At 74.4% G+C, this 20,777-nt stretch carries 18 protein-coding genes and 3 tRNA genes; 6 read left to right on the forward strand and 15 right to left on the reverse strand.

Features of this window, described 5'->3' with window-relative positions:
- Positions 1-104: 104 nt before the first annotated feature.
- The gene (locus tag ABWU78_RS17855) at positions 105-1,415 is read right to left on the reverse strand and encodes an MFS transporter (protein ID WP_253055104.1); all 1,311 of its coding nucleotides are present in this window, start codon (positions 1,413-1,415) and stop codon (positions 105-107) included.
- Entirely contained in the window at positions 1,412-3,058 is a 1,647-nt protein-coding gene (locus ABWU78_RS17860) for an MFS transporter (protein WP_253055103.1), read from the reverse strand. Before ABWU78_RS17860 ends, ABWU78_RS17855 begins: the two co-directional genes overlap by 4 nt.
- Positions 3,059-3,130: 72 nt before the next feature.
- Between ABWU78_RS17860 and ABWU78_RS17865 the strand changes: the two genes are divergently transcribed.
- The gene (locus ABWU78_RS17865; RefSeq protein WP_253055102.1) at positions 3,131-4,270 is read left to right on the forward strand and encodes a LacI family DNA-binding transcriptional regulator; all 1,140 of its coding nucleotides are present in this window, start codon (positions 3,131-3,133) and stop codon (positions 4,268-4,270) included.
- A 10-nt stretch (positions 4,271-4,280) separates the two neighbouring features.
- On the opposite strand, the gene ABWU78_RS17870 is transcribed toward ABWU78_RS17865, so the two are convergent.
- Positions 4,281-5,816 (reverse strand): Tat pathway signal sequence domain protein, encoded by a 1,536-nt coding sequence (locus tag ABWU78_RS17870; RefSeq protein WP_253055101.1) that lies wholly within the window; start codon positions 5,814-5,816, stop codon positions 4,281-4,283.
- Positions 5,817-5,976: 160 nt separating this feature from the next.
- On the opposite strand from ABWU78_RS17870, the gene ABWU78_RS17875 reads away from it, so the two are divergent.
- Both ABWU78_RS17875 and ABWU78_RS17880 read left to right on the forward strand, forming a co-directional pair.
- A complete protein-coding gene (locus tag ABWU78_RS17875; RefSeq protein ID WP_439159101.1) occupies positions 5,977-6,564 on the forward strand; it encodes a sigma-70 family RNA polymerase sigma factor in 588 nt (195 codons plus the stop codon).
- Positions 6,561-7,589: a hypothetical protein gene (locus tag ABWU78_RS17880; protein WP_253055100.1), complete on the forward strand. Its 1,029-nt coding sequence runs from the start codon at positions 6,561-6,563 to the stop codon at positions 7,587-7,589. Before ABWU78_RS17875 ends, ABWU78_RS17880 begins: the two co-directional genes overlap by 4 nt.
- A gap of 90 nt (positions 7,590-7,679) precedes the next feature.
- On the opposite strand, the gene ABWU78_RS17885 is transcribed toward ABWU78_RS17880, so the two are convergent.
- The 6 genes from ABWU78_RS17885 to ABWU78_RS17910 all read right to left on the reverse strand — a co-directional run bounded on the left by ABWU78_RS17885 (position 7,680) and on the right by ABWU78_RS17910 (position 9,304).
- Positions 7,680-8,114: a MaoC family dehydratase gene (locus ABWU78_RS17885; protein WP_253055099.1), complete on the reverse strand. Its 435-nt coding sequence runs from the start codon at positions 8,112-8,114 to the stop codon at positions 7,680-7,682.
- On the reverse strand, positions 8,111-8,572 hold the full coding sequence (locus tag ABWU78_RS17890; protein ID WP_141388455.1) for an FAS1-like dehydratase domain-containing protein: 462 nt from the start codon (positions 8,570-8,572) through the stop codon (positions 8,111-8,113). Before ABWU78_RS17890 ends, ABWU78_RS17885 begins: the two co-directional genes overlap by 4 nt.
- A gap of 28 nt (positions 8,573-8,600) precedes the next feature.
- On the reverse strand, positions 8,601-8,771 hold the full coding sequence (gene rpmG / locus ABWU78_RS17895) for a 50S ribosomal protein L33 (protein ID WP_021482899.1): 171 nt from the start codon (positions 8,769-8,771) through the stop codon (positions 8,601-8,603).
- A gap of 86 nt (positions 8,772-8,857) precedes the next feature.
- Positions 8,858-8,934 (reverse strand) — tRNA-Met (locus tag ABWU78_RS17900).
- 61 nt (positions 8,935-8,995) lie between these two features.
- Positions 8,996-9,068 (reverse strand) — tRNA-Thr (locus tag ABWU78_RS17905).
- 154 nt (positions 9,069-9,222) lie between these two features.
- Positions 9,223-9,304, reverse strand: a tRNA-Tyr gene (locus tag ABWU78_RS17910).
- A 130-nt stretch (positions 9,305-9,434) separates the two neighbouring features.
- Here ABWU78_RS17910 and rarD point away from each other — a divergent pair.
- The 3 genes from rarD to ABWU78_RS17925 are packed head-to-tail and all read left to right on the forward strand — an operon-like array spanning position 9,435 to position 11,988.
- Positions 9,435-10,460: an EamA family transporter RarD gene (gene rarD / locus ABWU78_RS17915; protein WP_439159102.1), complete on the forward strand. Its 1,026-nt coding sequence runs from the start codon at positions 9,435-9,437 to the stop codon at positions 10,458-10,460.
- A gap of 56 nt (positions 10,461-10,516) precedes the next feature.
- Entirely contained in the window at positions 10,517-11,011 is a 495-nt protein-coding gene (locus ABWU78_RS17920) for a YajQ family cyclic di-GMP-binding protein (protein WP_253055098.1), read from the forward strand.
- Positions 11,012-11,025: 14 nt separating this feature from the next.
- Complete coding sequence (locus ABWU78_RS17925) at positions 11,026-11,988, forward strand: HAD family hydrolase (protein ID WP_439159111.1); 963 nt, start codon at positions 11,026-11,028, stop codon at positions 11,986-11,988.
- On the opposite strand, the gene ABWU78_RS17930 is transcribed toward ABWU78_RS17925, so the two are convergent.
- The 6 genes from ABWU78_RS17930 to ABWU78_RS17955 form a co-directional block, all read right to left on the reverse strand.
- Complete coding sequence (locus ABWU78_RS17930; RefSeq protein WP_439159103.1) at positions 11,957-12,304, reverse strand: hypothetical protein; 348 nt, start codon at positions 12,302-12,304, stop codon at positions 11,957-11,959. The two genes, ABWU78_RS17925 and ABWU78_RS17930, sit on opposite strands and share 32 nt — an antisense overlap.
- 127 nt (positions 12,305-12,431) lie before the next feature.
- Positions 12,432-13,316 carry a zinc metalloprotease HtpX gene (gene htpX, locus ABWU78_RS17935; RefSeq protein WP_353707777.1) on the reverse strand — a complete coding sequence of 295 codons (885 nt, stop codon included), beginning with the start codon at positions 13,314-13,316 and terminating at the stop codon, positions 12,432-12,434.
- 188 nt (positions 13,317-13,504) lie between these two features.
- Positions 13,505-14,917 carry an FAD-dependent oxidoreductase gene (locus ABWU78_RS17940; protein ID WP_439159104.1) on the reverse strand — a complete coding sequence of 471 codons (1,413 nt, stop codon included), beginning with the start codon at positions 14,915-14,917 and terminating at the stop codon, positions 13,505-13,507.
- A gap of 217 nt (positions 14,918-15,134) precedes the next feature.
- Positions 15,135-15,608 carry an LpqN/LpqT family lipoprotein gene (locus tag ABWU78_RS17945; protein ID WP_353707775.1) on the reverse strand — a complete coding sequence of 158 codons (474 nt, stop codon included), beginning with the start codon at positions 15,606-15,608 and terminating at the stop codon, positions 15,135-15,137.
- 179 nt (positions 15,609-15,787) lie between these two features.
- The gene (locus ABWU78_RS17950; protein ID WP_021482523.1) at positions 15,788-16,060 is read right to left on the reverse strand and encodes a WXG100 family type VII secretion target; all 273 of its coding nucleotides are present in this window, start codon (positions 16,058-16,060) and stop codon (positions 15,788-15,790) included.
- A gap of 135 nt (positions 16,061-16,195) precedes the next feature.
- On the reverse strand, positions 16,196-20,674 hold the full coding sequence (locus tag ABWU78_RS17955) for an FtsK/SpoIIIE domain-containing protein (RefSeq protein WP_439159105.1): 4,479 nt from the start codon (positions 20,672-20,674) through the stop codon (positions 16,196-16,198).
- Positions 20,675-20,777: the final 103 nt, after the last annotated feature.

A 20,777-nucleotide genomic window follows, 5' to 3' on the forward strand; every position in this document is an offset into this window, starting at 1 on the left:
GACCAGACCGCCGTCGGCCACGACCACGGCTCTACCTCGGCAAACCACGCCTCTACCTCGGCCGACCAGGGCTCTACCTCGGCAAGCCCTGCGGTCGGTGCGGGTCAGCGGTTGGGGGTCTCCTCGGAGCGCTGGGCGGCCTGCTGGCCCGCGGAGCCGGCCGCGGTCGGGAGGGGGCGGGTGGCGCCGACGACCAGCAGTCCGACGACCACGGGCACCGCGATGACGAGGAGCGCGGCGCGGTAGCCGACGTGCTCGGCGAGGAACCCGATGAGGGGCGGGCCCATGAAGAACGCGGAGTAGCCGATGGTCGCGACGACGCTCACGCGCACGGCGGCGCGCGCGGGGTCGTCGGACGCGGCGCTCATCCCGACGGGGAAGCCGAGCGCCGCGCCCATGCCCCACGCGACGACGCCGAGCAGCGCGAGCCAGATGCTCGGCGAGAGCGTGAAGAGCAGCAGCCCGACGAGGGCGAGCGCCGCCCCGAGCCGCAGCACGGTGACGCGGCCGTACCGGTCGAGCAGCCCCGTGCCGAGCAGGCGCATCCCGGTCATGGCCGTGAGGAACACGGCGAGGCCGACCGCCCCCATCGCGTCGGACGTCTCGAAGCCGTCGACGACGGCGAGGCTGACCCAGTCGTTCGCGGCGCCCTCGGTGAGCGCGGCGGCGAGGACGACGAGCCCGATGAGGAGCGTGCGCGGCTCGGTCCACGCGCTGAGCGCGCCGCGCGCGTTCTCCGACGCGGTGAGGGGTGCGCCGCTCCCCGCCGCGGCGGCGGGGTCCGAGCCCGCGGCGTCCTCCGACGCGTCGACGACGGCGTGGTCCACCTGCCCGGCCGGGAGGAAGAACCGCACGCACCACAGGACGCCGAGGAGGCTCAGCACGACGGCGGCCGTGAGGTGCGCCTGGACCGGGACGTGCAGCGCGGCCATGAGGGCCCCGACGCCCGCGCCCGCCATGGTGCCGAACGAGAAGCCGGCGTGGAAGCGCGGCATGATCGCCTTGCCGAGCCGCTGCTCGACGGCGGCGCCCTCGAGGTTCATCGCGGCGTCCCACACGCCCGTGCCGATGCCGGCGAGGAAGAGCCCGACCCGCACGACGACGTCCTCCCCCGTGGCCACGCCCGTGACGGCGGTGACGAGGCCGACGACGTTGGTCACGGCGAACAGCGTGACCGCCTTCGACGCGCCGAGCCGCTGCACGACCATGCCGGAGAGCGGCAGCGCGAGCAGCGAGCCGACGGCCATGAAGAGCAGCAGGAGGCCCATCTGGGCCTCGGTGAAGCCGAGGGAGTCCCGGACCGCGGGCAGGCGGGACGCCCAGGTCGCGAAGTTGAAGCCGTTGAGGAAGAAGACCGCGAACACGGCCCAGGTGGCGAGCGCGACGACACGACGGTCGGTGCGGGCGGCGGTCATGCGGAGGTCTCCTCGCGACGGTGCGACAGGCGGTTTCGGGGGCGACGGGCGGCGGCACGGCGGACGGTGACGGACGCCCCGGTGCGGGGCGTCGCGCGGGGCCGGCGCGCCCGGCGGGGGCGGTGCGCGTCGTCGGCCTCGTCCGGGACGGCGCCGGTCGCGCCGTCCCGGTCGACGTCGACCGTGCGGTCGACGGCGTCCACGGCGACCGGTGCGTCGGTCTCGGGTCCATCCTCCACCCCGGACGGCACGCCGTCGTCCACACCCGCCGGGCGACGCGGCGCCCGGGCGGCGAGCGCGGCCGGGGTGCGCAGGGGCGTGACCTGGCGCGCGAGGAGGACGCTGAGGACCATCGCGGCGACGATGAGCACGAGCGCGTGGCGCGCGCCCATGGCCTCGGCGGCGAGCCCGAGCAGGGGCGGTGCGGCGAGCGACGCCATCGACGCGAACGCGGACACGACGGACACGCGGCTGGCGGCGCGCAGCGGCTCGTCGGACGCGGCGGCGATGCCGACGGGCACCGCGAGCGCCGCACCGAAGCCCCAGAGCACGACCCCGGCCCCGGCGAGCGGGAGCGTCGGCGCGAACCCGAAGAGGAGCAGCCCGGCGATCGACGCGACGCCCGAGGCGCGGAGCACGGTCACGCGGCCGAAGCGGTCGATGAGGCGGGTCCCGGCGAGCCGCATGACCGTCATGGCCGCGACGAACGTGCCGAACACGACGGCCCCGACGGCCTCGGTCTGCGCGAACCCGTCGACGACGGCGAGCGAGAGCCAGTCGTTGGCCGACCCCTCGGACAGCGCGGCCGAGAGGATGACGAGGCCGATGAGCAGCGTGCGCGGCTCGCGCCAGGCCGAGAGCGCCGCCCCGAGCCGTGCGCCACGACGGGCGAGGCGCGCGCGGAGCCCGGCCGTCTCGACGTCGACGACGGCGTCGCCGAGCGCCTCGACCGGGGCGGGAGCGTCCGCCGGGGCGCGCGTCGGGAGCGTGTCGTGGACCGTCGCGGGGATCGCGGCGAGGCGCCAGGCCATGGCGACGGCGCCCGTCGCGACGAACTGGACGAGCACGGGGACCTGCGCGTGGGCGCAGGCCGCGCCGACGAGCGAGCCGACGACGGCGCCGACGGAGAACGCGGCGTGGAACTGGGGCAGGATGGTGCGCCCGACGCGCCGCTCGATGCCCGCGCTCTCGACGTTCATCGGGACGTTGCCGAGCGAGAACGCCATGCCGTTGACGAAGATGCCCGCGGCGAGCAGCGGGACGGAGCCCGTCGCGGGGCCGAGGCCGAGCAGCAGGAACGCGACGCCGAACAGGACCGCGGAGACGGCGAACGCGACGCGGCCGCCGAAGCGCGTGACGAAGGGGCCGGCGGCGGTGACCGTGGCGAGCGCACCGACGGCACCCGCGAGCAGCACGACGCCGAGGTCGGCGGGGGTGAGGCCGAGCGCGTCGCGCACCGAGGGGATGCGCGCGAGCCAGCTCGACATCATGCCGCCGTTGAGCGCGAACACGCCCAGCAGGACCCAGCGCGCCCGGGACAGGGCGCGGGGGTCGGACAGGAGGTCGGTCGGTGACTGCGCAGCACCTCCTCGAATCGATTCGATCCGACGGACGAGGGTGCGCTTCGAATCGATTCGAGGCATGGTCACCAGTGTGCGGGTACGCTGGCCGCGCGTCAATCGAGAATCCCGCGCGCGCGGGAGGCAGGGAGCGTGATGAGCGACACCCCCGGGAACCGGGAGCCCGCGGCCGGGCCGTCGGCCCACCGCCCCACGCTCGCGAAGGTCGCCGAGCTCGCCGGCGTCTCCGTCTCGACGGCGTCGCTCGCCTTCTCCGGCGCGGGACCGATCACCCCCGAGACCCGGGCCCGGGTGCTCGACGCGGCGAAGGAGCTCGGGTACACGGGGCCCAACCCGCTCGGCCGCCAGCTCCGGTCGGGGCGGTCCGGCGTCGTGGGCGTCGTCGTCGGCGACCAGCTCCGCCGAGCGTTCCGGGACCCCGTCGCCGTCCAGGTGCTCGACGGCCTCGTCTCGACCCTCGGCGAGAACGGCCTCGGCGTCCTCCTCATCCCCGGCATCCCGTCGGACGACCCGGCCCGCGCCGTCGACCCCCTCGTCGAGAGCGCGGCCATGGACGTCGCCGTCCTCGTGTGGGGCGTGGGGTCGGACGACGCGACGCTCGCCGCGCTCCAGCGGCGCGGCGTGCCCGTCGTCATCGGGGAGGGACGCGCGGTCGAGGGCACCCCGCTCGTCGCGATCCGCGACCGGGTCGGGACGGCCGACGCCGTACGGCACCTCGTCGACCTGGGCCACGCCCGCATCGCGGAGGTCTCGCTCCCCCTCGACAACTCCGACCGCAGCGGGCCGATCGACGCGCGGCGGCTCGCCCAGGTGGACCGTACGCCGACGGCGAACCGGCTCGCGGGCGTGCGGGACGTCGTCGAGCCCGTCGCGAGCTGGGAGACCGAGGCGTCGCTCGTCGAGCACGGCCGCTCCGCGACGCTGGCCCTCCTGGGACGCCCGGGCGCGGACGGGTCGACCGAGCCGGCCGACCCCGCCACCCGACCCACGGCGGTCATCGCCCACTCCGACCTGCTCGCCGCGGGCGCCCTGCTCGCCGCGCGCGAGCTCGGCCTGCGGGTGCCCGACGACGTCTCCGTAGCGGGGTTCGACGGGCTCGACCTGCCCTGGCTCGCCCCGGACGTCCTCACGAGCGTCCACCAGCCGCTCGCCCGCAAGGGCTCCGAGCTCGGTGTCGCCGTCATCCGCCAGCTCGCGGGCGAGAGCCCGACGACGGCCGAGCTCGACGTCGAGCTCGTGGTGGGGACGACGACGGGCCCCGCCCCCACCACCTGACACCGGCGGGTCAGCCGAGGCGACCGGGCTGCAGCGGGTTCGCCCGCGCGGCCGCCATGACGTACCAGGACGTCGCCCCGACGTGCTGCACCTGGAAGTACCCGAACCCGAAGCCCGAGTCGAGCAGGCTCGACGCGGCGACGACGCCGCCGCGGTCCGGCAGCGCCGCGCCGCCCATCGTCTGACCGGCGCCGACGCCCTCCTGCACGCCCTGCACCTCGCGCAGCAGACCCTCGGCCCGGACCCGGTCGTCGTCCCGCTCGCAGCCGCGGCGTCCCCGCCGCCGGTCGTCGCGGTTCCCCCGCCCGCGCGCCCCGCGGTCCGCGAGCGCCGACGCGAGCTGCGCCGTGCCCTCCAGCCACACCCCCTGCTGGTGCACCGGCAGCCCGTTGTACGACGCGCTCGACGTGAGGCTGGCGCTCGAGAACGTCACGCCCTCGACGACCGTCCCGGCGGGGAGCTGCGACACGCCCTCGCCCGCGACGTCCCGTGCGGCCAGCGCGTCGTCCGCCCAGTCGAGCGCGCGGGCGTAGCGGCGCTCGCGCAGCGCGAGCCAGCCCCACGTCTGCGGGTCGAGCGGGAGCGGGTCCCGGTTGATCTCGGTGCCGTCGTTCGTGCCGGTGTACAGGTAGCCGCCGTCGGGCTCCCACATGCGGTCGACGAACGCACGGGCGTGCTCGGCGGCCCGGTCCCAGCGCCGGTCGCGCGTCACGGAGCCGAGCTGGCGGAAGAACGCGACGCAGTCGATGTTGTGCTCGGTCGAGCCGTTGGGGATCGGGACGTTCGCGCCGTCGACGCCGAACGAGAAGCCGCCGAGGGGCGCCCGGGACCACGTGTGCGCGACGATCCACTCGCCGATCCGCAGCGCGGCGTCCCGGTAGCGCGCGTCGCGCGTCGCCGCGTACAGGTGCAGCAGGGCGATGCCGGGCCAGGCCATGTCCCCGACCGCCGTCCCGAGGAAGCCGAACTGCCACCCGACGTTCGCCGTCCCGTCGGGCAGCACGAGGCCGTGCTCCTGCGGCGTGCCGTCGTAGAACGTGTACGGCCCGACGTTGTACGCCTGACGCAGGCGGCCGTCGTCGTGGTCGGGGTCGTTCTCGAGCGCGAACACGAGCCCGTCGCCGAGCGCGCGGGCGCGGTCGAGGTAGCGGCGCCCCGCCGTGAGCGTCGCGAGGACGGCGAGGGCGTTGTCGTAGACGAACGCCGTGGAGAACAGGCCGAGCTGGTCGGCGTAGGACTGCGCGAGCCGCGGGCCGGGGTTGACCTCGGGGTAGGCGTCGGTCGCCGCGGCGAGGAAGCCGTGGGCGCGCTGGACCGACGCCGCGCGGCTCCGCGTCGGGCCACCGGCCGTCTGCCCGACGGCGCCCGCTGCCGCGGGCAGGGTCGCGCCCGGTCGTGCCGCCGCCGGGGTCGCCGTGAGCCCGGCGAGCGCGAGCGCTCCGCCGAGCGCGAGGACGGCGCGACGGTCGAGCCCCCGCGAGGGCGCGGGAGCGGGGTCGAGATCGCGAGGTTCGTGGGGTGCGGCGCGGCCGCCGTGCTGGGTCATGAGCGTCTCCTTCGACGTCGTGAGGTGCGCGACCCACGGTAGTGGGAGCGTTCCCATGGCGAAAGGGGGCGGGCCGTGGCGAACGATGTCGAAATCTGCGCTCCGGTCTCGGCACGAGACTCAACCTTCCGGCGCGGCCACGCGTGTGACAGTCATGACCGTGAACGCGATCGCCCTCTCGGCCGACGACGAGCCCGACGAGAGCCCACCCCCGGACGCCGTCCTCCCCGTCGTGCGCGCCGTCACCTCGCACGAGCAGGAGTTCAGCGACTTCATGGCGAGCGCCGCACCGCGGCTCGCGCGCACCGCGTGGCTGCTGTGCGGCGACGTGCACCTGGCCGACGAGCTCGTCCAGCAGGCACTCACCCGGACGTACCTGCACTGGCGCACGGCGCGCGAGCGCGACCCGTACGCCTACGCCCGCCGCACGCTCGCGAACCTGCGGGTCGACACGTGGCGCCGCCGACGCCGCGAGGTGCTCGTCGCCCCGCCCGACCTCCCCGAGACCGCGAGCGACGCCCGGGCCGACCAGCACGCCGAGCGGGACGTCCTCGTCCGCGCGCTCGCGACGCTCACGGCCCGCCAGCGCCGGATCGTCGTGCTGCGCCACCTCGTCGGGCTGAGCGAGAGAGAGGTCGCGGACGACCTCGGCGCCGCCGATCCCGCCGACGCGCGGGGCGGTGCGCTGCGCACCGCCCGCCTGCCGCACCACCCGACCAGCGACCAGACCGACAGGAGGCAGCCATGACCGGCACCCTTCCGACCGACGACGAGACGTTCGTCCACGCGCTCCGTGCGCGGGTCGACACGCTCGCCCCCCGCATCGACGTCGACACCGACCGCGTGCTCCCGACGGCCCGTCGCACCCGACGGCGGCGCCGCACCCTGGTCTCGGGCCTGTGCGCGCTCGCGGTCGTCGCCGGCGGGGTGGGCGCGGCGAGCTACTGGGCGGAGCCCAGTCCCACCCATCCCTCGCAGCTCGCCCCGGCGAGCGGCGGCGACGCCGCGGCCCTGGGTCCCGACGGGAGACCGCAGGGCAACGGACCCTCCGACGGGCCGTACTGGCGCGTCCGGACCCTGACGACCACGACGAACACGACCAGCGACGGACGGACGGAAGAGAGCACGCAGGGCATCACGTACTGGACCGCCCGCGACCCGGAGGGCGACTCGTACCGAGCGTTGGAAGGCGACGAGGCCCTGGAGCCCTGGCCCGGCTCGACGTTCGGGTCGCTCGTCGTCGACGGGGAGCTCGTCCGGCTCAGCTGGGACGCGCTCGCCACGCTCCCGACGGACCCCGCGGAGCTCGACGCGCTCCTGCGCGACAGCATCCGGGCGGAGCTCGGGTCGGTGAACGAGGACGCGCTCGCCCAGAAGACGTGGAACCTCCTCACGAGCGGGCCGACCTCGCCCGCCGTGCGCGACGGGCTCTGGGCCACCCTGAACGGGCTGACGGGCAGCACCCCGTTGGGTGCCGTCCAGGACACGCAGGGTCGCACCGGAGAGGGTCTCGAGTGGGTGGGCGAGGACCAGAGCAACCGGATCGTGCGCCTCGTCTACGACACCACCGAGCACCGCTTCCTCGAGCTCACCTTCGACGTCGACCTCGGCACGTCCGGCTCCGAGCCCACCGCCGACGACCCGACCGCGGGGACGAGCGACGAGGGTGCCGCGCTGCAGCACGTCGTGGAGCACACCACGTACCTCGACGAGGGGGAGGTCGCCGGGCCGCCCCGGGAGAGCGGCGGCCCCGACTGCTGGGAGACCTGCTGAGTCCGAGCGGGACGACGAGGGCGCCGCACCCGGCCGGGTGCGGCGCCCTCGTGGCGTCGGGAGCGCGGGGTCGCCCGAGGCGACCTCGGGTCAGAGGCGGACGACGGCCTGCGTCTTGCCGAGGACGCGCGCACCCTCGAACGTGACCGTGAGGTCGACGCGGACGGTGCCGGCGTCGGCGTCCACGGCGCCGACGGTGCCGGTGACCTCCAGCGTCGCGACGCCGGGGTTCGGCACGGCCACGGGGCGCGTGAAGCGCGTCTGGTAGTCGACGACGGCGCCCGGGTCACCGGCCCAGTCCTCGACCAGCGCGACGGCGGCGCCCATGGTGAACATGCCGTGCGCGATGACGCCCGGCAGACCGACCTCCGTCGCGAAGGCGTCGTTCCAGTGGATCGGGTTGAAGTCGCCGCTCGCGCCGGCGTAGCGGACGAGGCGCGCGCGGTCGACCTCGACCGTGCGCGTCCCGATCACGTCGCCGACGGAGAGGTCGGCGAGGACGGGGCGAGTGACGTCGGTGCTCATGCGCCCTCCCCGCGGACGGCGAGGGTGGAGGTGACGGTCGAGACCGGCTCGGTACCGCCGTCGGGCAGGAGCGCGGCGATCTCGCAGCGCGTGGTGACCATGGCGAGGCCGGCTCGCTCGACGATCGAGTCCACGTGCAGCACGGTCACGAGCTCGTCGCCCGCGACGATCGGCCGGTGGTGCGTGAAGCGCTCGTCCGCGTGGACGACGCGCGAGAAGTCGATGCCCGCCTCCGGGTCCTCGATGAGCTGCCCCTCCGCCCGCTGGGCGACGACGACCGCGAAGGTCGGAGGTGCGACGAGGTCCGGATAGCCAGCACCCCGCGCCGCCACGAGGTCGTGGTGCACGGGGTGGGTGGCGCCGACGGCGCCGGAGAACTCGCGCAGCTTCTCGCGTCCCACCGAGTACGGCGCGTTGGCGGGGTACTCGCGGCCGACGTAGGCCAGGTTGACGCTCACTGCGGTGCGCGGGCGCGGAGCCGGAGGCTCAGCGGGTCTCGCGGTGCGCGGTGTGCTTGCCGCAGCGCGGGCAGAACTTCGCGAGCTCCAGGCGGTCCGGGTCGTTGCGACGGTTCTTCTTCGTGATGTAGTTGCGCTCCTTGCAGTCCACGCAGGCCAGCGTGATCTTGGGGCGAACGTCAGCGCTCTTGCTTGCCACGGTAGTGAGCCACCTCTCGCGCCTCCGGAGGGCGCATGTGCTGTGCAGGTCGCACGACGCCGGCCGCCGTGCGAGGTTGTCGAAAGTGGTAGCGGAGGCGGGGATCGAACCCGCGACCTCACGATTATGAGTCGTGCGCTCTAACCATCTGAGCTACCCCGCCGCGTGACTGAACGCGAGGCCGTCTCGCAGTATTCCAGCAAGACGACCCCGCGTCACCACAGAGCCCCGAAAGGGAATCGAACCCTTGACCTTCTCCTTACCATGGAGATGCTCTGCCGACTGAGCTATCGGGGCAGCGCGGAAAACTCTACACGGAACACGGCGTCGAACGAAATCGGCGCCGTTCCGCCGTTCCTGGGCACTCCGGCCTCGCTCTCCACCGGCGCCGCGCGCCGTCCGGGACGACGACGACGGGGCGCCACCCGTAGGTGACGCCCCGCCGTTCCGGTGGCAGGTGAGGGATTCGAACCCCCGAAGGCTGAGCCGTCTGATTTACAGTCAGATCCCTTTGGCCGCTCGGGCAACCTGCCGTGTGGAGTTGTCGCTCGCCGAGAGCGGCTGCACCAGGTGCAGCCCCTGCCGTGCGGGCGTGCCAACGATACAGCCCGACCGGACCAGGTGCGAAATCCGCCTGTGGGCACCCGTCCGTAGAGTGGTGCGGTGACCCACCCCTCCCCCGCGCCGGACCACCTCCCCGGCACCGGGACCCCCGGCCCCGCCCCCACCGCCGCACCGTCCGCGCCCGCTCCGGCCGCGCCGTCGGGCCCCCCGCGCGGCGCCCCCGCCCCGACCGACCGCTGGGGCCTCCTGCTCGGTGCCGGCGCGTTCTTCCTCTGGGGCGCGATGCCCCTTTACTTCCCGCTCCTGGAGCCGGCGGCGCCGCTCGAGATCATCGCGCACCGGGTCGTGTGGAGCCTGCTCTTCTGCCTCGTGCTCCTCGCCGCGACGCGCCAGCTCGGCGGGTTCGTCACCGCGCTGCGCACCCCGCGCACGCTCGGCGTGCTCGCCGTCGCCGCCGTCCTCATCGTGACCAACTGGACCGTCTACGTGTACGGCGTGCTCAGCGGCCACGTGCTCGACGCCGCGCTCGGGTACTTCATCAACCCGCTCGTCACGGTCCTGCTCGCCGTCGCCGTGCTGCGCGAGCGGCTGCGCCCGGCGCAGTGGGCGGCCGTCGGCATCGGCGTCGCCGCCGTGGTCGTCATCAGCACCGGCTCGGGAGGGCTGCCGTGGATCGCGCTCGCGCTCGCGGGCTCGTTCGGTCTCTACGGCCTCGTGAAGAACCGCGTGGGCCGGACGGTCGAGGCGCTGCCGGGCCTCGCCGTGGAGACGGCCGTGCTCACCCCCGTCGCCCTGGCGTACCTGGTCTGGCTCGGCACGACGGGCGCCGGCACCTTCGGCGCCGAGGGGGCCGGCCACGCGCTCCTCCTGGCGTCCGCCGGGATCGTCACGGCCCTGCCGCTGCTCCTCTTCAGCGCCGCCGCGCGACGGCTCCCGCTGAGCGTCGTCGGGCTCCTGCAGTACCTCGGCCCGGCGCTGCAGTTCCTCGTCGGCCTCCTCGTGTTCCACGAGCCCATGTCGCCGACCCGGTGGGCCGGCTTCGGGCTCGTGTGGGCCGCGCTCGTCGTGCTCTCCGTCGACGGGCTGCGGGCGGCGCGCGCGACGCGTCTCGCGACCCGAGCCTGAGCCCGCTCGACTACGGTGGGACCCAGCACCCGTTCCGGCCCGAGAGAGGACCACCCATGGCCGACTCGTCGTTCGACATCGTGAGCAAGGTCGACCGCCAGGAGGTCGACAACGCGCTGAACCAGGCGGCCAAGGAGGTCGCGCAGCGCTACGACTTCCGCAACGTCGGCGCGTCGATCGCGTGGAGCGGCGAGAGCATCGTGATGACCGCCAACTCGGCCGAGCGCGTGCTCGCCATCCTCGACGTCTTCGAGACCAAGCTCATCAAGCGCGGCATCTCCCTCAAGTCCCTCGACACGGGCGACAAGGAGCCCAAGGCGTCGGGCAAGGAGTACCGCCTCGCGGCGACCCTCAAGGAGGGCCTGTCGAGCGAGAACGCGAAGAAGATCACCAAGATCATCCGCGACGAGGCGCCCAAGGCCGTCAAGACCCAGATCACGGGCGACGAGGTCCGCGTGACGAGCAAGTCGCGCGACGACCTGCAGGCCGTCATCGCGCTGCTCAAGAGCGCCGACCTCGACGTCGCGCTGCAGTTCACCAACTACCGGTAGCGCTCGCCGTGACCCTGCCCGACGGCGGCGCGCGCCCGGTCGCACCGGGTCGTCCGGCCGCGTCGTCGAGCGCGCTCCCGCGCGTGGTCGCGACGGACCTCGACGGCACGCTCCTGCGGTCCGACGGGACCGTCTCGGAGCGCACGCGCGCCGCGCTGCGCGCCGCCGAGGACGCCGGGGTGGAGGTGGTGTTCGTCACGGCGCGCCCACCGCGCTGGCTCGACCAGCTCGCCGACGTCGTCGGCGGGCACGGCCACGTCATCTGCCTCGGCGGCGCGGCGGTGTGGGACCTGGCCACCGCGAGCCCGCTCGACGTGTGCGGCTTCGCCCCGGACGAGGCGGCCGCGCTCGTCGCCGACCTGCGCGCCGCCGTGCCGGGCGTCGCGCTCGCGTTCGAGCGAGTCGACGGGCCGACGTTCGACCCGGGCTTCCGCTCCACCCCGGACGACGACTCGGACGTCGTCGCCGTGGTCGAGTCGACGCTCGCCGCGCCCGGCGCCACCCCCGGCACCGTCACCCGGCAGCCCGTCGGCAAGATCCTCGCGCGGGACCCCGGCGCGCCGGTCGAGGACGCCCCCGCGACGCAGCCCGTCGTCGTTGCGGACGGGCAGACGACGGCGCAGGAGACGTTCTTCGCGCGCGTGCGCGACGCGGTCGGCGACCGGGCTCACCTCGCCTACTCCGGGGCGGCGGGCCTCGCCGAGCTGCTCGCCCCGGCCGTGACGAAGGACGCCGCGCTCGCGCGCTGGTGCGCCCGGCTCGGCGTCGACGCCCGCGACGTCTGGGCGTTCGGGGACATGCCCAACGACCTGCCCATGCTGCGCTGGGCGGGCCGATCGTTCGCCGTCGCGAACGCGCACCCCGACGTCCTGGCCGCGGCGACCGACCGCACCGCCGCGAACGACGACGACGGCGTTGCCGCCATCCTCCTCGACGCGCTGGGGGTCAGCGCGCCGGGCGGCGCCTCCGCGCCGTGACCCCCAGGCCGACGTGGAGGGCGACCGCGACGTACGCGGCGAGCAGGCCGACCCAGCCCTGCGCGAGCGCCTGGTCGTCGAGGACGCGCCACGTGCCGACGGCCGCCCCGACGCCGGTGAAGACGCCCACGACGACGTAGAGCGCCGTCTCGCGCGCGACCGGGCCGGGCGCGCGCCGCGTCAACGCGAGACCGACCGCCGCGGACAGGCACACGAGACCCGAGACCGTCACCGCGGTGACCACGTCGTCGACGATCCACCCGCGGCCGTGCCGTTGGCGCAGCACGAGCGTGGGCCCGCCGACGGCGAGGAGCACGAGGGCGAGGTCGCGCGCGAGATGCGTCCGGCGGCGGGGCGCGGGGTCATCGTGCCACCTGCCCCGCGTGTCGGCGCCGCGCGTCTGCCGCGTCCGTGGCCCCGCCCGGCACGCCGCCCCGCACCCGTCAGTGGTAGGTGATCCCGCCGTAGCCCGGGCCGTGGCCGGCCATCGTCTCGAGCCGCTTGATGCGCTCCGCCATCGGGGGATGGGTCGCGAACATCTTGGCGACGCCCGCACCGCGGAACGGGTTCGCGATCATGAGGTGCGAGACGTCCACGAGGTCGCGGTTCTGCGGGAGCGGGGCCCGCTGCGTGCCCGCGTCGAGCTTGCGCAGCGCGGACGCGAGGGCGAGCGGGTCGCCCGTGAGCTTCGCGCCGTCCTCGTCGGCGTCGTACTCGCGCGTGCGCGAGATGGCGAGCTGGATCAGCATCGCCGCGACGGGCGCGAGGACGACCATCGCGATCGCCGCGAGCGGGTTGCCGCCGCGGTCGCGGTCACCGCCGAAGATCAGCAGGAACTGCGCGAGCGACGTGATCACGCCCGCCAGCGCGCCCGCGACCGACGACGTGAGGATGTCGCGGTTGTACACGTGCATGAGCTCGTGCCCGAGCACCCCGCGCAGCTCGCGCTCGTCGAGGAGGCGCAGGATGCCCTCCGTGCAGCACACGGCCGCGTTCCTGGGGTTGCGGCCCGTCGCGAACGCGTTGGGCGCCTGCGTCGGCGAGACGTAGAGGCGGGGCATCGGCTGGCGCGCCTCCGTCGAGAGCTCGCGCACGATCCGGTACATCGCGGGCTGCTCGAGCTCGCTCACGGGGCGCGCGTGCATCGCGCGGATCGCGATCTTGTCGGAGTTCCAGTACCCGTAGAACGTCGTCACGAGCCCGATGCCGACGAACAGCCACAGCAGGTTCGCCCTGGCGCCGAACAGCGCCCAGAGGCCGAGGACGATGGCCCACATGACGCCGAACAGGCCGGCCGTCTTGAGACCGTTGAAGTGCTGACGCCCCACGCTGTGCTCCCTTCCGCGCCTCGGGCACCCGCGTGGTCCGCCGGGCACCCGACGGGCGCCGACCCCGTCGACGCCCACCTGATGAACGCCCGAGGCGACCGTCCCGTTCCCGGGCACGACGACGACGGCGCCCCACCCGGAGCGGGTGGGGCGCCGTCGTGCTCAGGTGCTCGGGCGCGACCGTCGGGTCAGCCGACCTGCGTCTCGCCGCGCGCCACGCGGATCATGTCCTCGCGCGGCACGACCTTGATGCGCTCGCGCCCGTGCGGCTCGCCGAGGGAGCGCTCGTACGCGTCGAGCAGCTCCCAGCCGGACCACTCGATGTGGTCGACGCCGCGCTCGCGGAGGAACTCCACGACGGCCTCGGGGTCCCCGAGCGGGGCGACGCGCCCCGCCGCGAGGTCCGCGGCCGCGACGTCGCCGCCGTCGCCCGCACCGGTGACGTCCTCGACGAGGTGGCGGATCGTCTCGGAGGCGTCCGACTTGGTGTGGCCGATGAGGCCGACGGGGCCGCGCTTGATCCAGCCCGTCGCGTACACGCCGGGGATGTGCTCGCCGTCGATGTCGATGACCCGGCCCTCGCGGTTCGGGATGACGCCCTTGAGCTCGTCGAACGGGATCTCCGGCAGCGGCGACCCGAAGTAACCGACCGCGCGGTACACGGCCTGCACGGGCCACTCGTGGAACTCGCCCGTGCCGGAGACGGTGCCGTCGCCGTTGAGCCGCGTGCGCTCGGTGCGCAGCGCCTCGACCTTGCCGTCGCCGAGGACCGCCGCCGGCGCGTGGAGGAAGTGCAGGTGCAGGCGGCGCGACGCCGTGTTCTCGCTCGGGTCCTTGAGCGTCCAGTCCGTGAGGGTCTTGACGACCTGCTTGGTCTGGTTGGACGAGCTGATGGCCGCCATCGACCCCTCGTCGAACTCGAAGTCCTCCGGGTACACGATGACGTCGACGTCGGGGACGTGGCCCAGCTCCCGCAGCTCGAGCGGCGAGAACTTGGCCTGCGCCGGCCCGCGGCGGGCGAAGACGTGCACGTCCGTGACCGGCGAGGCCTTGAGGATCTCGTAGACGTTCTGCGGGACCTCGGTCGGCAGCAGGTCGTCCGCGTGCTTGGCGAGCACGCGCGCGACGTCGAGCGCCACGTTGCCGGCCCCGAGGACCGCGACCTGCTGCGCCTCGAGCGGCCACGTGCGCGGGACGTCGGGGTGACCGTCGTACCAGGACACGAAGTCGGCCGCGCCATACGAGCCCGGCAGGTCGATGCCCTCGATCGGCAGGGCCGCGTCGCGGATCGATCCCGTGGAGAAGATCACCGCGTCGTAGTACTGGCGCAGGTCGTCCAGCTTGAGGTCGACGCCGTAGTCCACGTTCGCGAGCAGGCGGATGTCGCCGCGGCTCAGCACCTTGTGGAGCGCCACGATGATCTGCTTGATGCGCGGGTGGTCCGGCGCGACGCCGTAGCGCACGAGGCCGAACGGCGCAGGCAGACGCTCGAACAGGTCGATGCTCACGTCGAGGTCGGTCTTGGACAGGATGTCCGCGGCGTAGATCCCGGCGGGACCAGCGCCGACGATCGCGACGCGCAGTGGACGGATGCTGCTCACAGGACGGTGCGCCTTCCGGTCGAGGACGGGGGTCTCTCCCGCGCGGCCGACGGGCCGTTCCGCGTCGACCGGAGTGGGTACCGGCCGCAGGAGACCTCTCGATTGTACGACTGGGGTGAGGGTCGCCTCACTCGGGCCCTCTCCTCCATGACCAGGGTCTCACCGGTCTCGCCTGGTGGATACCTCGTCTTGTGATCCGGGCGAATGTAACGCCGGGTCAGCGGTCGACGCGCAGGCTCTCCTGGATCGCGCGGATCTCCGCCGCGGCCCACGGGTGCTGGAGGAGCGTGCACGTCCCCGTCGTCTGGACGAGGTCGGCCACCGGCCCGCGCGGGACGACGACCGTCCGCACCGACTGCACCAGCACCGCTCCCCCGCCGCCCTTGAAGGACGCCTCGACCCACCGCCCCGGCAGGCCGTCCACGTCCACGTCGCCGCCGTCGAGCTGACGCAGCCGCGGCAGCGGCTTGAGCTTGCGCAGCACCTCGGCGTGCGCGTCGTCGAGCGTCTGCTCGGCCCGGATGCGCGAGACCACGACGATGACGTTCGGGTTGAACTCCCCCTCCTCGACCTCGCGCCCGAGCGCGAGCGGCAGGGCGACGTGGGGCAGCGGAACCCAGCGGTCGGGCGCGTCGAGCCGCACCCCCACGGGCGCGGGGAAGTCGTCGCTCGGGTAGCGCAGCTCGGCCATGCGTCAGGTCCTCTCGGTCGCTCTCGTCGCGCGCCGGCGGCGCGGGGCGCGCCAGCAGTCTCGCAGACCGTCGGACCACCGACCGCCCGGCCGCCCGTCAGCGCGCCACGTCCGACCCCGGGCACACGCAGGGCGCGGGACCCGTCCCGGGTCCCGCGCCCTGCGTGGAGCTCAGCGGATCAGCTGTTCGAAGCCTGCTCCTGCTGCTGCGCGTTCTGCGTGGCCTTCTGGCCCGCGTCCGTCAGCGTCTGCGCGACGTTGTTGAGCTGCGTCTGCGCGGCCGGCCAGTCGCTGCCCTTGAACTGCTGGGCGTCGGGGCCCTCCCACGGCACGCTCTGGATCTGCGAGTTCAGGTTCTGCATGGTCGTGCGGATCTCGTCCGCCTTCTGCTGCAGCGTCTGACCGAGCCCACGCAGCTCCTCGACGTTCGCGCCCCACATGCCACCAGCCATGGTGTTCTCCTTCTGTGTCTCGACCCCCACCCTGCGTGGACGTCGTCCCGTTGTCGATGGCCCTACTCAACCATCGGCCCGCGAGCCCCGTCGATGGGGAGGTGTCCCCATGAGGTCCCCACGGGCGTCACGTCGCTACCGCGGGAGCGCGACGTGCAGCTTGCGCGCCCTCCCGGAGACGACGAGGAAGCCTCGTCCCGGCGGGAAGTCCGCGCGCCGGGTCCGGCCGAGACCGGTCCCGAGCAACGTGTCGCCGTCGAGGTCGCCCGGCGTGAGGAGCAGACCGCTGCGACCCGCCTTGAACGGCTGCGCGATGGCCCACGCCTGCCCCCAGGTCGACGACTCGGCCTCGCCCACGACGAGCTGCTCGGCACGCGTGGCGGCCCGCACGAACGCGACGAGCGGCTGCTCCGCCGGCGTCCCCGTGAACTCCGTCACCGACTCGACGAGCACGGTGAGCGCACCGGGCCGCAGCGACCCGCCGTCGAGCGCCTGCGTGAGCGACTCGAGGAGCGTCACGACCTCCTCGGGCGACGTCGCCGCCGTGTCCCACGCGTCGAGCGCCGAGATGCTCGTGCGGCGCGGCGAGAGGTACACGACCCGGCCCGCGCGCGCCCGGCGCACCGCCTGGGCGATGGTGACGAGCGCCGTCGTGCGACCGCCCCCGGGCGGACCCGAGAGCATGAACGTCCCCCGGGCGGGCAGCGCCACCGGGGCGATGTCGAGGTCGTCGAGACCGATGGTCGGCCGGCCCCCCGTGACCTCGGGCAGCGTGTCCAGCGCGAAGCTGTCGGGCAGCCGCTCGACGCCCGGCGCCTGCTGGATGCCGAGGCGCGTCATCGCGTCGCGCAGCTTGCCCAGCTCGCGCGCCTGCAGCGCCACGTTCGGGTCGCCGCCCAGGACCGCGATCTGGACCTCGTTCTCGTCGAGCACACCGCGGCCGGGCGGGGACGTGAGCGACAGGACGTCCTTGGGGACGCCGAGCGTCAGGTAGTCGTCCTCGCTCGCCAGGCGCAGCACGAGCCGCTTCTGGATCGTCGACCCCAGCGACGTCGGGACCGACGCCGCGCGGTCGCCCGCGACGACGACGTGCACGCCGACCTGGCGGCCGTCGGTCGCGATCGCCGTGAACGCGCCCCACACGGGGAACGCGTGCGCGGGCCGGAACTCGTAGGACTCGCGGAACGCGCCGATCCCGTCGACCAGCAGCAGGATGCGCGGCTCGTCGGGGGCGTTCGCGAGGCGCCGGTACTCGTCGAGGCTGCCCGCACGGACCGAGGCGTACCGGGCCGAGCGCTCGTCGACGAGGTCGCGCAGCGTGCGCAGCACGCGCTGGACGCGCTCCTCGTCGTCGCCCGCGATGACCGCGCCGACGTGGGGCAGGTCCTCGAGCATGCGCAGGCCGCTCGCGCCCGCGTCGATCGCGTAGACCTGGACGGGGCCGCCGCGCGCCGTGATCGCCGCGGAGACGGCGATCGTCCGCAGGGTCGCGCTCTTGCCCGAGCCGCCCGTGCCGTAGATCGCCATGTTGCCGTCGCGGTCGGGCTCGTAGAAGACCGTGGGCTGCGCCTGGGTCGTCGGGTCGTCCTCCACGCCGAGGAGGAGCATCGTGTCGGTGCGCGGGTTGGGCAGGCGCGCGAGGTCGTAGGTCGGGGCGAGCTCGGCCAGCCAGGGCTTGCGCGGCATCGGGACCGCGGCCTCCGTCGCGGCCCGCGAGATCGTCGCGACCACCCGGGCGATGTCGTTGGGACCCGGGTCGGTGACCTCCTCGACCTCGGGCTCGGGCAGCTCCCAGCGGATGTCGGAGCCGAACGCCATCTCCTGGACGTCGATGCGGGGCCGCTCGGGGCGCGAGGTCGTCCATCCGCCCGCGTAGCCGGTCTGGAACGGCGTGATGCGCCCGGGGCCGGTCTTCACGGCGCCGCGGCCCGGGATCGACGGGTCGAAGTGCGCGGCCATCGGGATGCCGAGGATGTCCGTCGAGTCGTCCTCGTCGGCCATGCGCAGCGCGACGCGCAGGTTCGTGTTCGCGCGCAGGTTGTCCTTGATGACGCCGGCCGGACGCTGCGTCGCGAGGATGAGGTGCAGGCCGAGCGAGCGACCACGCTGGGCGACGTCCACGACGCCGTCGACGAACTCCGGGACCTCGTTGACGAGGGCCGCGAACTCGTCGACCACGATGAGCAGGCTCGGCGGCGCGTCGGGGTCGCCGGTCCGCTCCAGCGAGGCGAGGTCCTTGGCCTTCTTCCGGTTGAGCAGGTGCTCGCGGTAGCGCAGCTCGGCGCGCAGCGACGTGAGGGCGCGGCGCACCAGGTGCGGCGACAGGTCGGTGACGAGGCCGACGGTGTGCGGGAGGTGCACGCAGTCCGCGAACGCGGCGCCGCCCTTGTAGTCGACGAAGAGGAACGTCACGCGGTCCGGGCTGTGGGCGGCGGCCATGCCGAGCACCCAGGACTGGAGGAACTCCGACTTGCCCGCACCGGTCGTCCCGCCCACGAGCGCGTGCGGGCCCTGCGTGCGCAGGTCGAGGTAGAGGGGCTCCGTCCCCGAGTGCCCGACGAGGCCGCGCAGGTTCGTCGGCGCCTTGCGCCGCACGGGCGGCGAGCCGTCGCGCGGCGTCAGGGAGCCGTTCTCGCGCCACGCGTCGATGAGGCGGCCCGGGTCCTCGGCCAGCGCGGTACCCGCGAGCGTGAGGTACGAGACCGAGCGCGGGAGGTCGGAGTCGTCGTCGACGGGCGCGCCGACGTCGACCACCGGGGCCAGGATGCGCGCCACCTCGTGGGCCGTCGCGAGGTCGACCGTCTCGCACGCCACGGGGAACGACAGGCGGCCGACCCGGACCTCGCCGCTCGTGGCGCCCGCGGTGGCACCCGGCGCGGCCGCGGCGTCGACGGTGTCCACGAGGACGAACGTGCGGCACGCGGCCGGGAGCTGCTCGACCGAGGGGGCGACCCAGACGACGTGCACGCCCGCGTCCGCGCCGCGCTCCACGAGGCGCGTGAGGCGCGAGCGGTCCACCGGGGCGTCGTCCTCGACGAGCACGACGACGGTCGGCAGCACCGGCTTGGGCGTGTCCTCGCCCTCCTCGGGGTCGATCGGCCCGCGCAGCTCGGCGTGCGTGTCGAGATCTGCCCCGCGCGCCTCGACCAGGTCCTCGAGCTGCGACAGCAGCGCCTGCGCGGCGCCCGGGTTGTCGGCCAGGTGGTCGCCACCCAGCGGGCTGTGCGGCGACCCGGTGTGCGGCAGCCACTCGAGCCACTCCCAGTCGGCGCGCGAGCGCTGCGACGTCATGGCCGCGAGCACGAGCTCCGACGGCGAGTGCAGGCCCGCGAGCTGGACGAGGATCCCGCGCGCGACGGCGTCGACCGCGGACCCCGCACCGGCGACGCCGAGCGCGCCGTCCGTGCGCAGGCGCGCGACGACCGGGACGCCCGAGATCGTCGCGCACTGGGCGTGCAGCTTCTCCAGCTCGTTCCAGTACTCCGGCAGCGTGTTGTTCTCGCCCGGCTGCTCGAGCTGGGTGCGCGACGGCGCGGCGCCGAGCCCGATCCGGACCGTCAGGAACGCGTCGTGCTCCGGGCGGTGCGTCCACATCAGCCCGCCGAGGCGCCGGACCGCGTCGACCGTGTCGCCCACCGACGGCGCCTCCGAGAGGCGCACGGCGCGCTCGACGGCGTGCGTGCGGTCGATCGTCTCGCGCATCGCGACGACCCCCGCCTCGAACTGCTCGCGCTGCGCCTTGAGCTTGCGCCTCGCCTGCACCTTCTGGTCGAGGTAGTTACCGAGCATGAGGATCGGGCTCAGGCCGACGAAGACGATCGACAGGACGTTGCGCGTGACGGAGTAGAGGATCGCGCCCATGAGGAGCGGCGCGACCATGGCCAGGTAGGGGAAGCGCTGCGGCTCCGGCGGCTGCGGCGGCTTGGGCGCCTTGAGCTTGCGCTCCGGGAAGCGCGCGACGACGCGCGGGGACCGGTTGAACTCGACGACCGGGCTCGTCGGCGCGAGGCTCGTCGTGCGGTGCAGCGCGACGACGGACACGACCGTGCTGCCGATCGTCACCGTGTCCGACGACGTGAGCGTCGAGCGCGTCATGCGCTGGCCGCCCATGACGAGCCCGTTGGCCGAGTTGGTGTCCGTGATCTCGATCGTCTCGCCGACCGTGAGGCGGGCGTGCCGCTTGGAGATCTGCGGGTCGCTCAGCCGGATGTCCATGTTGCGGTCGCGGCCGAGGTAGCTCGTCCCCACGGGCAGCGGGAACTCGCGCCCCGCGTCCGGCCCCTCGAGCACGCGCAGGACGGCGACGGCCGCGCCGCGGTCCTGCCCAGGCGCGTCGAACTGCTCGGAGACGCGCACGATCGACACCGTCGACCCGGACCGCAGCCCCGCCTCGGTGAGGTCGCTCGTCGGGGACAGCACGCGCCCCTGCCCGGACCCCGACGGCGCGGTGCCGACCTGGAGCGTGAGCCGGTCCGGGACGGCGGTGCCCGACCGGGTGGGGTCGCCCGCGAACAGCGCCTCGGCGACGTCGCGCACCGTGGCCGTCGCGTCCGCCGTGACGGCGACGTTGGTCGTGCTGGCGTCAGGGCGGTGCAGCGTGAGCTTGATTCGCACGGAGTTTCCTGTTCAGGTCCGGGGAGAGGGACGGGCAGGTGGGAGGCCACGACGGTCCGGCGGCGCCGCGGAGGGCGCGACCGGGCGGGGCGCGCGTCGGGCG

Origin of the sequence: Cellulosimicrobium sp. CpK407, from assembly GCF_051844275.1 — a bacterium.
In the GTDB taxonomy this organism is placed as follows: domain Bacteria; phylum Actinomycetota; class Actinomycetes; order Actinomycetales; family Cellulomonadaceae; genus Cellulosimicrobium; species Cellulosimicrobium cellulans_G.